Raw genomic sequence first — 13,893 nt, forward strand, 5'->3', positions numbered from 1 at the left:
GCGTGTGGCGGGCGTGAACGCCGCCCGCGCAACGGTGTGGGCCGCGCGCCAAGGCGCTTGTCGGCGGGGGGCGATCCGCGCTAAGGCTGCGGACGACGCGAAAAACCGGGGGACCCGCATGAAGACCGCACGCGCCGCACGCCTGATCCTCGCAACGACGCTGTGCGCCGGGCTGGCTGCCTGCGGCGGCGGCAACCGGGGCGGCGCGGGCCCCGGACCCGAATCCGACATGCGGCCCGAGGTGCGCGGCACCACGATCTGGGACCTGTTCGGCAACGACGAGAATCCCAACAACACCGTCGGCGTGAACAAGTATCTGTGGAACGCCAGCCTTGAGGTGCTGAACTTCCTGCCGGTGCAGTCGGTCGATCCCTTCACCGGCGTGATCGTCACCGGCTATGGCACGCCGCCGGGCGGCGGGCGGTCCTATCGCGCGACGATCAAGATCAGCGATCCGGCGCTGGATGCGCGCAGCCTGAAACTGTCGTTGCAGGGGCCGGGCGGATCGGCGGTCGAACCGGGCACGGTCCGCGCGGTCGAGGATGCGATCCTGACCCGCGCCCGCCAGCTGCGCATCCGCGACGGGCGTCTGTAACACGGGCCGCGCCGTGCGCGGTCGGGTTGCCTGCGCCGCCACTGGACCCTGCATCCGCCGCCGTATAAACCAAGGCGCGACGAACGATGCCAAAGGTCCCGACGATGCCCTATGATCCCGCCACAGCCGAAGCACGCTGGCAGAAGGCCTGGGCCGACGCGGGCAGCTTTGCCGCCATCCGCGACGGGCGGCCGAAATACTATGTGCTCGAGATGTTTCCCTATCCCTCGGGGCGCATCCATATGGGCCATGTGCGCAACTACACGATGGGCGACGTGGTGGCGCGGTTCAAGCGCGCGCAGGGGTTCAGCGTGCTGCATCCGATGGGCTGGGACGCGTTTGGCATGCCGGCCGAGAATGCGGCGATGGAACAGGGCGGCCATCCGCGCGACTGGACCTACGCCAACATCGCCACGATGCGCGCGCAGCTGAAACCCCTGGGTCTGTCCATCGACTGGAGCCGCGAATTCGCCACCTGCGACGACGACTACGTGGCGCAGCAGCAGGCGCTGTTCCTGGACTTTCTGGAGGCCGGGCTGATCACGCGCAAATCCGCGCAGGTGAACTGGGACCCGGTGGACATGACCGTTCTGGCCAATGAACAGGTCATCGACGGCAAGGGCTGGCGGTCGGGCGCGCCGGTCGAGCGGCGCGAACTGACCCAGTGGTTCTTCCGCATAAGCGACTATTCCGAGGAATTGCTGGCGGCGCTGGACGGGCTGACCGGCTGGCCCGACAAGGTGCGGCTGATGCAGGCGAACTGGATCGGCAAGTCGCGCGGCCTGCAGATCCGGTTCGAGACCGTCGCCGCACCCGAGGAGTTCGCGCGGATCGACGTCTATACGACCCGCCCCGACACGCTGATGGGAGCCAGCTTCGTGGCGCTGTCGCCCGATCATCCGCTGACCCGCGATCTGGCCGCCGCCGACCCCGTCGTGGCGGCCTTCATCCGGGAATGTCGCCGCATCGGCACCACCGAAGAAGCGATCGAGACCGCGCCCAAGCTGGGCTTCGACACCGGGCTGAAGGTGCGCCACCCGCTGGACCCCGACTGGCACCTGCCGATCTGGATCGCGAATTTCGTGCTGATGGATTACGGCACCGGCGCGATCTTCGGCAGCCCCGCCCATGACGAACGCGACCACGAATTCGCGACGAAATACGATCTGCCGATCCGCGCCACGTTCGGCGAACCCGGCATGAGCCGGGACGAGGCCGACCGGATGGTCGCCGCCGCGCCCTTTGTGCCGCCGAAAACCGAACCCGTCACCTATGTGCGCGGCTTCGCGGGCCGCCCCGACCAGACCGGCGAGGCTGCGGTCAACGAAGCGATCGCCCATGCCGAGGCGCAGGGCTGGGGCGAGGGCGTGACCAAATACCGGCTGCGCGACTGGGGCATCTCGCGCCAGCGATACTGGGGCTGCCCGATCCCGATCCTGCATTGCGACGCCTGCGGCACCGTGCCCGAGGCGCGCGAAAACCTGCCGGTGCTGTTGCCGCAGGATGTGGGCTTCGACCAGCCGGGCAACCCGCTGGACCGGCACCCGACATGGCGGCAGGCAAGCTGCCCGACCTGCGGCAGCGCCGCGCGGCGCGAGACCGACACTATGGACACGTTTGTCGATTCCTCGTGGTATTACGCCCGCTTCACCAGCCCCGACGCGCCCACGCCCACGACCCGCGCCGATGCCGATTACTGGATGAACGTCGACCAGTATATCGGCGGCATCGAACATGCGATCCTGCATCTGCTGTATTCGCGGTTCTTCGCCCGCGCGATGGTGAAGACCGGGCATCTGCCCGAGACGGCGAAAGAGCCGTTCGACGCGCTGTTCACGCAGGGCATGGTCACGCACGAGATCTATGTGACCCGCGACGAACGCGGCCGTCCGGTCTATCACCTGCCCGAGGATGTGACCGATGGCCGGTTGGGGGACGGCACGCAGGTCGAGACGATCCCCTCGGCCAAGATGTCGAAATCCAAGAAGAACGTGGTCGATCCGGTCAATATCGTGGCCAGCTTCGGGGCCGATACGGCGCGCTGGTTCATGCTGTCGGACAGCCCGCCCGAACGAGATGTCGAATGGACCGCCGCCGGGGCCGAGGCCGCGCACAAGTTCCTGTCCCGCGTCTGGCGTCTGGCCGACGAGACGCAAGAGGGCGGCGACGACCCCGACCTGGCCCGCGCCGCGCATCGCGCCATTGCCGAGGTGACGAAATTCGTCGAAGGCTTTGCCTTCAACAAGGCGGTGGCCAAGATCTATGAACTGGCCAACGCCATCGCCAAATCGGCCGCAGGCGGCGAATCGCGCAGATCCGCGCTGCGGATCATGGCGCAGCTGATGGCGCCGATGGTGCCGCATCTGGCGGAAGAGGTCTGGGCCAGGGCCGGCGGCGACGGGATGGTCGTGGACGCGGGCTGGCCGCAGGCCGATCCGACGCTGCTGGTCGACGACACGGTGGTCCTGCCGATCCAGATCAACGGCAAGCGCCGGGCCGAGATCAGCGTGTCCCGCGACATGTCCAAGGACCAGATCGAGGCGCTGGTGATGGCCGACGAGACCGTGCAGCGCTTTCTGGAAGGCGCGACGCCGCGCAAGCTGATCGTCGTGCCGGGCCGGATCGTCAATGTGGTCGCCTGAACGCCCGACCCGCCGCGCCGTCGTTCTGGGCGCGCTGGCGCTGGCGGCGCTGGCCGGTTGCGGGCTGACGCCGGTCTACGGTCCGGGCGGCGCGGGAACCCGGCTGTTCGGCAAGGTCCGTCCGCGCGATCCGGCCACCTACGAGGAATTCGGTTTCAATCAGCGGCTGGCCGAACGGCTGGGGCCGGACGATGCCGCGATCTATGACCTCGATTACCGGCTCAGCGTCGGGGTGGTGCCGCAGGCGATCACGCCCGACGAGGTCACGACCCGATATTCGCTGAACGGCACCGTCGATTTCGCGCTGACGGGTGCCGGGGGCCGGGTGCTGACGCGGGGCCGGGTCAGCAGCTTCACCTCGTATTCCACGACCGGCACGACCATCGCCACGCTGGCGGCCGAAGGCGATGCGCGTCAGCGTCTGGCGCGGATGCTGGCCGATCAGGTGGTCACGCGGCTGCTGGCGGCGGCGTCGGGGCTGCCGGCCCGTCCGGCGGAATGAACCTCAAGGGCGCCGAGATCGCCCGCTATCTGGCGCGGCCCGACCCGTCGCGCCCGGCGCTGCTGATCTATGGTCAGGACGCGATGCGGGTGGCGCTGAAACGCGCGCAGGCGGTCGCGGCGCTTGTGGGCGAGCGTGCGGACGAGGAAATGCGCCTGAACCGGCTGGCGGGCGCCGGGCTGAAGAACGATCCGGCCAGCCTGCTGGACGCGATCAAGGAAATCGGCTTCTTCCCCGGCCCGCGCGTCGTTCTGGTCGAGGATACGCCCGACAGCGCCGCCGACGCGGTCAAGGCGGCCCTGGCCGAATGGCAGCAGGGCGATGCGGTGATGGTGGTGACGGCGGGGGGGCTGGGCAAGGCCTCGGCCCTGCGCAAGCTGTTCGAGCCGCACCGCACCGCCGTCGCCGCCCCGATCTATGACGACCCGCCCGGCGAGGACGAGATTCGCAGCTGGCTGCGGGATTCGGGGCTGCGCGACGTCCCGCCCGAGGCGATGCGCGATCTGATGGCGCTGGCGCGCGCGCTGGACCCCGGCGATCTGCGCCAGACCATCGAAAAGATCGGGCTTTACAAACACGGCGACGACACGCCGCTGACGCCGGCCCAGATCGCGCTGATGGCGCCCGCCACGGTCGAGGCGGATCTGGACGAATTGCTGCATGTCGTGGCCGAGGGGCGGACCGATCTTTTCGGCCAGCTGATGCGGCGGATCGAGGGGCAGGGCATCGCCCCGGTCACGCTGGCCGTCGCCGCGCAGCGCCATTTCCGCGCGCTGCACCTGGCCTCGGCCGATCCGCAGGGACCGGGGGCGGGCCTGTCGCGGATGCGGCCGCCGGTCTTCGGCCCGCGCCGCGACCGCATGGCGCGGCAGGCGCAAGGCTGGGGCACCGGTCCGCTGGAAGAGGCGGTGTCGTCGCTGCTGGCGACCGATCTGGCGCTGCGCAGCTCGACCCGGGCGCCGCAGATGGCGCTGGTGGAACGGGCGCTGATCCGTCTGGCGATCGTCGCCCGGGGCCGCAGATGAACGAGGTTCCGGACGCGCTGGTGATCGGCGCGGGGCCGGCCGGGCTGATGGCGGCCGAGATGCTGTCGGACGCCAGCCATCGCGTCGTCGTGGCCGAGGCGATGCCCACGCCCGCGCGCAAGTTCCTGATGGCCGGCAAATCCGGGCTGAACCTGACCAGGGCCCAGCCTGCGGCGGATTTCGCGCGCCATTTCGGCGGCGGCAGCGGGGGCTGTCTGCCCCCGCACCCCCGAGGATATTTCGACGCCAAAGACGGGACCTTCGGCCCGGAGGCGGTGATGGCATGGGCGCGGGGTCTGGGGATCGAGCTGTTCACCGGCTCGACCGGGCGGGTCTTTCCGGTCGGCATGAAAGCCTCGCCGCTGCTGCGGGCGTGGCTGGCGCGGCTGCGCGCGAACGGCGTCGATCTGCGCACGCGCTGGCGGTGGCGGGGCGTGGCGGGCGGGTTCGAGTTCGACACGCCGGCCGGGCCGCGCATCCTGTCGCCGCGCGCCACCGTGCTGGCCCTGGGCGGGGCCAGCTGGCCGCGTCTGGGGTCGGATGCGGGCTGGGTGCCGATGCTGCGCGCGGCGGGGGTTTCGGTCGCCGATTTCAGGCCCGCGAATATGGGGTTCCGGGTCCGCTGGTCGCCGCAGATGGCGCGGCATTTCGGGGCGGCGGTCAAGAACACGGCCATCGTCGCGGGCAGCGCGACCGGCCGCGGCGAATGGATCGTGTCGCGTGCGGGGATCGAGGGCGGCGGCATTTATGAAGTCGCCGCCGCGATCCGCGACGGGGCCGCGGCGCAAATCGATCTGGCACCCGATCTTGACGTCCGCGCGCTGACCCGGCGGCTTGAGGCGGTTCCGGACCGGCTGTCGGTCGGCAACCGACTGCGTCGGGTGCTGCGCGATCCGGTCAAGGTGGCGCTGCTGCTGGAATGGGGCCGGCCATGGCCCGACACGGCGGCCGGATGGGCCGCGCGGATGAAGGCGCTGCCCATGCGCCACGACGGGCCGATGGGGCTGGAGCGGGCGATTTCATCGGCCGGGGGGATCGAATGGTCTGCGGTGATGCCCGATCTGGAACTGCGCGCGCTGCCCGGCGTGTTCGCCGCCGGCGAGATGCTGGACTGGGAGGCGCCGACCGGCGGCTATCTGCTGACCGCCTGCCTGGCGACCGGGCGGCTGGCCGGTCTGGCGGCGTCGCGACATGCCGGCCGTCTCTGACGCGGCCTAGGGCGATGCGATGCGGCGAAAGGCCGGGCGCTGCCGCATCCGGTCCAGAAATTCGGTCAGCCGCGTCTCGACGATGGGGAACCGCGCGCTCAGCGCCCAGATCAGGCAATGGGCCAGGATCAGATCGGGCACCGTCATCCGGTCGCCCATCACGAAATCCCCCTCGCCCATGCGGTGCGACAGCGTCTTCTGGCTGCGCTCGAATTCCCACCGCAGCGTGTTCTTGATCGCGCCAAGACGCATCTCCTCGGGCAGCACGAAGCTGTGGCGCGCCGCCAGCCACAGCGCCGCGTCGAATTCGTCCAGCAGGAACTGGGTCAGGCTGTCCTGCCGCGCCCGGTCCAGCGTGCCGGCCGGCCAGGTGAAATCGCCGTGGCGGTCGGCCAGATAGGTCAGGATCGCGGTCGAATCGGTGATCGGCGTGCCGTCGTCAATCAGCACCGGCACCTTGCCGGCGGGGTTGAATTCGACCACGCCCTCTCCGTGCGGGTTGGCGGGGATGTGGCGATAGGGCTGACCCAGCTCTTCCAGCAGCCACAGCACGCGAAAGGTGCGGCTGTCGGTCTTGCCGATGACGGTATACATCTGCGCCTCCTTCATGCGGCCCGGTCCGCGGCCGGCTGCGTGTCGCGGGCGGGGACCGCGCCCGATCGCGTTCGGCCCGCCCCCCCGATGGAAGGGATCACGCCTTGCCGCAGGACACAAGCTGGGCGCGATACATCTGCGCGCGCTGACCGACATTGCCCGCCACGCGGACCAGCCAGCTTTTGTTCAGATAGGACCGCCGTGCATAGCCCGACCGCCCCTCGTGATAGGCCAGATATTGCGAGGTGGCGTCCCATTTCGACAGGCCCAGGATCCGGGACGATCCGTTCATGTACCAGCCCATGAAATCGGTGGCGTCGTCGATGTCGTTGCGCCGCGCCCGGCCGTTGCCGGTTTCCTTCAGATATTCCTCCCACGTGCCGTCCAGCGCCTGGCTGTAGCCATAGGCGCTGCTTTGCCGGCCGATGGGAATGACGCCCAACGCGTATTGGTGCGGGGTGCGCGCGTCGCCGACGAATTTCGATTCCTGGTGGATCGCGGCCATCTGCACGTGGACCGGTACGCCCCACCGCCGCTCGGTCTTTTTCATCGCGCGCAGATAGGCCGGGCGTTCGGCCACGATGGCGCAGGCGTTGTCCAGATTGCGGGGTGCCTTGTCGCTGCCGCCGCCGCATGACGCGACCAGCCCGACAATCGCCAGTTTCAGAAACCTGTTCATCCTGCCCTCTTGTCGTTTTCCTGCGATCTTAGGCGAAAACGACAAGAGGTGAAATCACAAACCCGGAAGCTCAGACCGCCAGAACCGCCTGAACCGCGCGCCGCCACGCGGAATATCGCCGGTCGCGGGTCGCCTCGTCCATGGCTGGCTTGAACCTGCGCTCCAGCCGCCATGCCTTGGCGTACTCCGCCGGGCCGGGGCACAGCCCGGCGCGGTATCCGGCCAGCCATGCCGCGCCCTGGGCGGTGGTTTCGGTGTTTTCGGGCCGGTCAACCGGCGCGCCGATGATGTCGGCCAGGAACTGCATCGCCGGTTCGCTGGCGGTCATGCCGCCATCGACGCGCAGCACCGCATCGCCCGCCTGCGGCCAGTCGGCGCGCATCGCCTCAAGCAGGTCGCGGGTCTGGAACCCGACGCTTTCCAGCGCCGCGCGGGCGAATTCGGCAGGCCCGGTGTTGCGGGTCAGGCCGAAGATCGCGCCCCGCGCCTCGGGCGCCCAATAGGGGGCGCCAAGCCCGGTGAAGGCCGGCACCATGATGATCTGCTGGCCGTCATCGGCGGCGGCGGACAAGGGCTGGGTCTCGGCCGCCTCGCGGATGATCTTCAGCCCGTCGCGCAGCCACTGGACCACGGCGCCGGCGATGAAGATGCTGCCCTCCAGCGCATAGGTGGTCTGTCCGTCCAGCCGATAGGCGACCGTCGTCAGCAGCCGGTTGTCGGACCGCACGGCCTGATCGCCGGTGTTCAGCAGCGCGAAACAGCCGGTGCCATAGGTCGATTTCATCATGCCGGGTTCGAAACAGGCCTGCCCGACGGTCGCGGCGTGCTGATCGCCGGCCACGCCCAGGATCGGGATCTCGCGCCCGAACAGATCGGCGCGGGTCATGCCGAATTCGTCGGCGCTGTCGCGGATCTGGGGCAGCATCGCCATCGGCACGCCGAACAGCCGGCACATCTCGTCGGACCAGTCGCCCTTGCGGATGTCATACAGCAGGGTGCGGCTGGCATTGGTGGCGTCGGTGACATGGGACCGGCCGCCGGTCAGTTTCCAGATCAGAAAGCTGTCCACGGTGCCGAAGGCCAGCTCGCCCGCCTCGGCCCGCGCCCGCGCGCCCTCGACCCGGTCCAGGATCCAGGCGATCTTGGTGGCGCTGAAATAGGGGTCCAGCAGCAGGCCGGTGGTCGCGGTCACCTGATCCTCGGCGCCCTCGTCCTTCAGACGCTGGATTTCCTCGAAGCTGCGCCGGTCCTGCCAGACGATGGCGCGGTGGATCGGCTGGCCGGTCCGGCGGTCCCAGATCACCACCGTCTCGCGCTGATTGGTGATGCCGATGGCGTCGATGCGCGGATTGTCGGCCTGTTCGATGGCCCCGCGCGCGGTCGCGGCACTGGTCGTCCAGATATCGTCGGGTTCGTGTTCGACCCAACCCGAGCGGGGGAAATGCTGGGCGAATTCCTGCTGCGCGCGGGCCAGAACCCGCAGATCGTCGGTGAAGATCAGCGCGCGCGATGATGTGGTGCCCTGATCCATCGCCAGTATCGTCATGCCCGCCTCCTGTCGCGCGTCAAAAAAGGGGGCGGCCGCGTGGCCGCCCCCATCTGTGCCGTCCGTTATTCCTGCCAGCTTTTCACCAGCTCTTCATAGCTGATGGTTTCCGGCTGCGGCTTTTCGTTGTCCAGCTTCAGCTGCGGGGCCAGGGTGCCGTTTTCCCTGGCATGGTTGTTCCACCATTCCAGGTCATGCTCTTCGGCCATCTTCGGGCCGATATCGCCCTGGATGCCCGCACGCTCCAGCCGCTCCATCACCTTTTCCTGCTCGGCGCACAGGCTGTCCATCGCCTCTTGCGCGGTCTTGGCGCCCGACGAGGCGTCGCCGATGGCCTGCCACCACAGCTGCGCCAGCTTGGGGTAATCCGGCACGTTGGTCCCGGTCGGCGACCAGTTCAGACGCGCGGGCGAGCGATAGAACTCGACCAGACCGCCCAGTTCCGGCGCGCGGTCGGTGAAGCTGTCGTGCTGGATCGTCGATTCGCGGATGAAGGTCAGGCCGACATGGCTTTTCTTGACGTCCACGGTCTTCGAGGTGACGAACTGCGCGTAAAGCCAGGCGGCCTTGGCGCGATCCTCGGGGGTGGATTTCAGGATCGTCCACGACCCGGCATCCTGATAGCCCAGCTTCATCCCCTCTTGCCAATAGGCGCCGTGGGGCGAGGGGGCCATGCGCCATTTCGGCGTGCCGTCCTCGTTCATCACCGGGGTGCGCGGCTTGACCATGTCGGCGGTGAAGGTGGTGTACCAGAACATCTGCTGCGCCACCTCGCCCTGCGCCGGGACCGGTCCCGATTCGCTGAACGTCATGCCCTGCGCGGCGGGCGGGGCATAGGCGTCGATCCAGTCCAGATATTTCTGGATCGCATAGACCGCGGCAGGCCCGTTCGTGTCGCCGCCGCGCGCCACGCAGCTGCCGACGGGGCGGCTGTTTTCATCGACGCGGATGCCCCATTCGTCGACCGGCACGCCATTGGGGATGCCCTTGTCGCCGTTCCCGGCCATCGACAGCCACGCATCGGTGAAGCGCCAGCCGAGGCTGGGGTCCTTCTTGCCGTAATCCATGTGGCCATAGACCTGCTTGCCGTCGATCTCGCGGCCGGTGAAGAACTCGGCAATGTCCTCATAGGCCGACCAGTTGACCGGAACGCCCAGGTCATAGCCGTATTTCTCCTTGAAATCGGCCTTGTTCTGTTCGTCGTTGAACCAGTCGTGGCGGAACCAGTAGAGATTGGCGAATTGCTGGTCGGGCAGCTGATAGATCTCGCCGTCCGGGGCGGTGGTAAAGCTGATGCCGATGAAATCGTCGATGTCCAGATTCGGATTGGTGACGTCGGCGCCTTCGTTTTCCATCCAGTCCGACAGGCTGCGCGCCTGCTGGTAACGCCAATGCGTGCCGATCAGGTCGGAATCGTTGACATAGGCGTCATAGATGTTCTCGCCCGACTGCATCTGGGTCTGCAGCTTTTCGACCACGTCCCCCTCGCCGATCAGGTCGTGGGTGACGTTGATGCCGGTGATCGCGGTGAAGGCCGGGGCCAGCACCTTGGATTCGTATTCATGCGTGGTGATGGTTTCGGACACGACATTGATGTCCATGCCTTGGAAAGGCTCGGCGGCGTCGATGAACCACTGCATCTCGGCCTCCTGTTCCTCTCGGGTCAGGACCGAATTGTCGATCTCGGCATCCAGAAAGGATTTCGCCTCCTCGATGCCGGCCTGTGCGGCGGTGGCCATCAGCGCAAGCGCCATGGCGGTGGTCAGATGAAGTTTCATGGTCTCCCTCCCGTTAAGGTGCCGGTCGTGCCGGCGGTTTTCACACCCAGCGGAACACCGCTGCGGCGTAGATCAATGCGCAGGCCAGCCCGCCCCACAGCGGCGTGCCGATGGCGCCCAGCCAGATCAGGCAGATGAAGGCGCTGCCCAGAAGGCTGATGAACAGCCTGTCCCCGCGCGTGGTGGCGATGCCCAGAACGCCCCTGCGCGGCGATTCGGGGAACCGGATGGCAAGCCAGGTGAACAGGATCAGCAGGCCCGCGATGATGGTGAAGAACAGCGCGCCTGGAAAGGTCCATGCCATCCAGCCGCCCGGATCGAGGCTGCCGAACCAGTCCTTCGCGTCGTCGCGCACGGGCACCAGCGTGGTCAGCCACCACACGAAGCCCAGCCAGATCAGGCCAAGGACGGCAAAGCCGGTATCGACGGATCTGTTCATCGGACGGTCCCTTCTGCGTCCCGCGACGGCCGGGGGCGCTGCCCCCGGACCCCCGAGGTATTTGCAAAGAGGGCGAGGCAGGGCTGCGGCTGTCCCATCACACCCTCCCCAGGGCAAAGCCCTTGGCGATGTAGTTGCGCACGAACCAGATCACCAAGGCACCCGGAATGATGGTTAGGATGCCCGCCGCCGCCAGCACCCCCCAGTCGAGGCCCGAGGCGCTGACCGTGCGGGTCATGGTGGCGGCGATGGGCTTGGCGTTCACCGAGGTCAGCGTCCGCGACAGCAGCAGTTCCACCCATGAGAACATGAAGCAGAAGAAGGCCGCGACCCCGATTCCGCTGGCGATCAGCGGCATGAAGATCTTCAGGAAGAAGCGCGGAAAGGAATAGCCGTCGATATAGGCGGTCTCGTCGATCTCGCGCGGGACGCCCGACATGAAGCCTTCCAGGATCCACACCGCCAGCGGCACGTTGAACAGGCAATGCGCCAGCGCCACCGCGATATGGGTGTCGAAGAGGCCGATGGACGAATAAAGCTGAAAGAACGGCAGCGCGAAGACCGCCGCCGGCGCCATCCGGTTGGTCAGCAGCCAGAAGAACAGATGCTTGTCGCCCAGAAAGCGATAGCGCGAGAAGGCATAGGCCGCCGGCAGCGCCACGGCGATCGAGATGGCGGTGTTCATCACCACATAGATCATGCTGTTCACATAGCCCATATACCACGACGGATCGGTCAGGATGGTGCGGTAATTGTCCAGCGTCGGGTTTCGGGGCCACAGGCTGAAGACGCCCAGGATCTCGTTGTTGGTCTTCAGGCTCATGTTCAGCAGCCAGTAGATCGGCAGCATCAGGAACAGCAGATACAGCGCCATCACCAGCGCCGCGCCCCTGCCTTTGGATTCGGCGACGGCGGCCATTACAGCGTCTCTCCCTCTTTGGTCATCACGGTATAGAAGACGAACGAGATCAGCAGGATCACGAGGAAATAGATCAGGCTGAACGCCGCCGCGGGGCCAAGGTCGAACTGGCCGACCGCCATCTTCACAAGGTCGATGGACAGGAAGGTGGTGGCATTGCCCGGTCCGCCGCCGGTGACGACGAAGGGTTCGGTATAGATCATGAAACTGTCCATGAAGCGCAGCAGCACCGCGATCAGCAGCACGCCCTGCATCTTGGGCAGCTCGATATAGCGGAACACCTTCCAGCGCGACGCCTGATCGATCCGTGCGGCCTGATAATAGGCGTCGGGGATGGATTGCAGCCCGGCATAGCACAGCAGCGCGACGAGGCTGGTCCAGTGCCAGACATCCATCACGATCACCGTGACCCAGGCGTCGATGGGATCGTTGACATAGTTATAGTCGATGCCCAGCCTGGTCAGCGCATAGCCCAGAAGCCCGATATCGACGCGGCCGAAGACCTGCCAGATCGTGCCGACCACGTTCCACGGAATCAGCAGCGGCAGGGCCATCACGACCAGGCAGAACGATGCCCACGCGCCCTTGCGCGGCATGTTCAGCGCCACGAAGATGCCCAGCGGGATCTCGATCGCCAGGATGATGGCCGAGAACAGGATCTGGCGGCCCAAAGCGGCGCGGACGCGGTCGGAATGGATCGTCTCGCGGAACCATTCCAGCCCGGCCCAGAAGAACTGGTTGCCGCCGAACGTGTCCTGGATCGAATAGTTCACGACCGTCATCAGCGGCAGCACGGCCGAGAACGCGACCAGCGCCAGCACCGGCAGCACCAGAAACCAGGCGCGATTGTTCAGTGGCTTGTCCATCAGGCGGCCCTTTCCTGCGTGGCCGGCTGCGCGCGCCAGTCATCGACATAGACATGGGTGTGGGCGGGGTCGGGAATGACGCGGTCCGCATCAGCCGGGATCGGCTGGCCCTCGGGCACGATCACGTTGACCTCTGCGCCCGCGACCTCGCCGCGCACGATCCGGTGGTGGCCTACATCCTCGATCCGCCGGACCGCAAAGGGCAGCCCCGGACCGCCCTGACCGAGGCGCAGGAACTCGGGCCGGATGCCGATCTGCGTGCGACCCTGCAGCGCGCCATAGCCGCGATCCAGCGCGATGCGCGTGCCTGCGACATGCGCGGTGGCGCCGTCGATTTTCGCGTCCAGCAGGTTCATGCCGGGCGAGCCGATGAAATAGCCGACGAACGTGTGTTCGGGCGCGTCGAACAGCGCCTGCGGCGTGCCGGCCTGCACCACCCGCCCGTCATACATCACCACGACCTGATCGGCGAAGGTCAGCGCCTCGGTCTGGTCGTGGGTGACATAGATCATCGTGTGCCCGAACCGGCGATGCAGGTCCTTCAGCTGCGTGCGCAGTTCCCATTTCATGTGCGGGTCGATCACCGTCAGCGGCTCGTCGAACAGGATCGCGTTCACGTCCTGCCGCACCATGCCGCGGCCCAGGCTGATCTTCTGCTTGGCGTCCGCCGTCAGCCCGCGGGCGCGGCGGTCCAGCACCTCGGTCATGCCGATCATCTCGGCCACCTCGGACACGCGTGCGGCGATCACATCCGCCGCCAGCCCGCGATTCTTCAGCGGAAAGGCCAGGTTCTCGCGCACCGACATGGTGTCGTAGACGACCGGGAACTGGAACACCTGCGCGATGTCGCGCTGCGCCGTGGGCAGGTCGGTCACGTCCCTGTCCCCGAACAGCACCCGCCCCTGCGAGGGCACCAGCAGCCCCGAGATGATGTTCAGCAGCGTCGATTTCCCGCAGCCCGACGACCCCAGCAGCGCATAGGCGCCCCCGTCCTGCCAGGTCAGCGTCATCGGCTTCAGCGCCCAGTCCTCGGGCCCCGCCGGCTGGGGAAGATAGCTGTGGGCCAGGTTCTCAAGCGTGATCTGGGTCATGGATCCTCT

At 67.4% G+C, this 13,893-nt stretch carries 13 protein-coding genes; 5 read left to right on the forward strand and 8 right to left on the reverse strand.

Annotated elements, in window-relative coordinates; genetic code table 11:
- Positions 1 to 118 precede the first annotated feature (118 nt).
- The 5 genes from JHW45_RS00605 (at position 119) to JHW45_RS00625 (ending at position 5,972) form a co-directional block, all read left to right on the forward strand.
- On the forward strand, positions 119 to 595 hold the full coding sequence (locus tag JHW45_RS00605) for a DUF3576 domain-containing protein (protein WP_272859054.1): 477 nt from the start codon (positions 119 to 121) through the stop codon (positions 593 to 595).
- A gap of 104 nt (positions 596 to 699) precedes the next feature.
- Positions 700 to 3,237 (forward strand): leucine--tRNA ligase, encoded by a 2,538-nt coding sequence (gene leuS, locus JHW45_RS00610; protein ID WP_272859055.1) that lies wholly within the window; start codon positions 700 to 702, stop codon positions 3,235 to 3,237.
- Complete coding sequence (gene lptE, locus JHW45_RS00615; protein ID WP_272859056.1) at positions 3,224 to 3,739, forward strand: LPS assembly lipoprotein LptE; 516 nt, start codon at positions 3,224 to 3,226, stop codon at positions 3,737 to 3,739. Before leuS ends, lptE begins: the two co-directional genes overlap by 14 nt.
- On the forward strand, positions 3,736 to 4,764 hold the full coding sequence (gene holA, locus JHW45_RS00620; protein ID WP_272859057.1) for a DNA polymerase III subunit delta: 1,029 nt from the start codon (positions 3,736 to 3,738) through the stop codon (positions 4,762 to 4,764). Before lptE ends, holA begins: the two co-directional genes overlap by 4 nt.
- A complete protein-coding gene (locus JHW45_RS00625) occupies positions 4,761 to 5,972 on the forward strand; it encodes a BaiN/RdsA family NAD(P)/FAD-dependent oxidoreductase (RefSeq protein WP_272859058.1) in 1,212 nt (403 codons plus the stop codon). The genes holA and JHW45_RS00625 overlap by 4 nt, the downstream gene beginning before the upstream one ends.
- Positions 5,973 to 5,978: 6 nt before the next feature.
- Here the strand turns inward: JHW45_RS00625 and JHW45_RS00630 are convergent, their stop codons facing one another.
- The 8 genes from JHW45_RS00630 to JHW45_RS00665 form a co-directional block, all read right to left on the reverse strand.
- Positions 5,979 to 6,566, reverse strand: coding sequence for a glutathione S-transferase family protein (locus tag JHW45_RS00630; RefSeq protein ID WP_272859059.1), 588 nt, complete (start codon positions 6,564 to 6,566; stop codon positions 5,979 to 5,981).
- A gap of 97 nt (positions 6,567 to 6,663) precedes the next feature.
- The gene (locus JHW45_RS00635) at positions 6,664 to 7,245 is read right to left on the reverse strand and encodes a transglycosylase SLT domain-containing protein (protein WP_272859060.1); all 582 of its coding nucleotides are present in this window, start codon (positions 7,243 to 7,245) and stop codon (positions 6,664 to 6,666) included.
- A gap of 70 nt (positions 7,246 to 7,315) precedes the next feature.
- Complete coding sequence (gene glpK, locus JHW45_RS00640) at positions 7,316 to 8,791, reverse strand: glycerol kinase GlpK (protein WP_272859061.1); 1,476 nt, start codon at positions 8,789 to 8,791, stop codon at positions 7,316 to 7,318.
- Between the two features lie 65 nt (positions 8,792 to 8,856).
- Positions 8,857 to 10,569 (reverse strand): ABC transporter substrate-binding protein, encoded by a 1,713-nt coding sequence (locus tag JHW45_RS00645; RefSeq protein WP_272859062.1) that lies wholly within the window; start codon positions 10,567 to 10,569, stop codon positions 8,857 to 8,859.
- Between the two features lie 40 nt (positions 10,570 to 10,609).
- Positions 10,610 to 10,873, reverse strand: coding sequence for a DUF2160 domain-containing protein (locus tag JHW45_RS00650; protein WP_336385813.1), 264 nt, complete (start codon positions 10,871 to 10,873; stop codon positions 10,610 to 10,612).
- 232 nt (positions 10,874 to 11,105) lie between these two features.
- A complete protein-coding gene (locus JHW45_RS00655; protein WP_272859064.1) occupies positions 11,106 to 11,927 on the reverse strand; it encodes a carbohydrate ABC transporter permease in 822 nt (273 codons plus the stop codon).
- On the reverse strand, positions 11,927 to 12,793 hold the full coding sequence (locus tag JHW45_RS00660) for a carbohydrate ABC transporter permease (RefSeq protein ID WP_272859065.1): 867 nt from the start codon (positions 12,791 to 12,793) through the stop codon (positions 11,927 to 11,929). Before JHW45_RS00660 ends, JHW45_RS00655 begins: the two co-directional genes overlap by 1 nt.
- The gene (locus tag JHW45_RS00665; RefSeq protein ID WP_272859066.1) at positions 12,793 to 13,884 is read right to left on the reverse strand and encodes an ABC transporter ATP-binding protein; all 1,092 of its coding nucleotides are present in this window, start codon (positions 13,882 to 13,884) and stop codon (positions 12,793 to 12,795) included. Before JHW45_RS00665 ends, JHW45_RS00660 begins: the two co-directional genes overlap by 1 nt.
- Positions 13,885 to 13,893 lie beyond the last annotated feature (9 nt).

This window comes from Paracoccus stylophorae (genome assembly GCF_028553765.1).
In the GTDB taxonomy this organism is placed as follows: Bacteria; Pseudomonadota; Alphaproteobacteria; order Rhodobacterales; family Rhodobacteraceae; genus Paracoccus; species Paracoccus stylophorae.